This window comes from Streptomyces sp. ADMS (assembly GCF_033441795.1).
Taxonomy (GTDB): Bacteria; Actinomycetota; Actinomycetes; order Streptomycetales; family Streptomycetaceae; genus Streptomyces.
This window is the reverse complement of record NZ_JAVFVX010000477.1, coordinates 1-381: the sequence shown is the minus strand read 5'-3', so window position 1 is coordinate 381 and position 381 is coordinate 1. Positions and strand designations below refer to the sequence as shown.

Genomic DNA, 381 nt, shown 5'->3' with positions numbered 1-381 from the left:
GCGACTCCATGAGCCCTACCAGCGCGAACGCGAACGCGTACGGGGCGATGGTGGTGAGCGTGTCCAGCGTGAGCGGCACGTCCGGCATGCCCGGCACCGGCAGGGAGGAGGGCAGGTCGCCCTTGTCACCGACGTTCGGCACCGCGATCCCGGCCGCGATCGTGATGACGGTCAGGATGACGATGGAGACCAGCGGCGCCGGGACGGTCTTGGTGATCCTGGGAGAGAGCACCATGAGCGCCAGTCCGCCGATGATGAGCGGGTAGACGGCCCAGGGGACATCGCGCATCTCCGGCACCTGGGCCATGAAGATCAGGATGGCGAGTGCGTTGACGAAACCGACCATCACCGACCGGGGCACGAAGCGCATGAGCTTGGCCA

1 pseudogene is annotated in these 381 nt (G+C 67.2%); it reads right to left on the bottom strand.

Annotated features, from left to right (window positions below):
* Positions 1 to 381, bottom strand: a pseudogene (locus tag RB628_RS41630) (sodium-independent anion transporter); the annotation flags it as partial.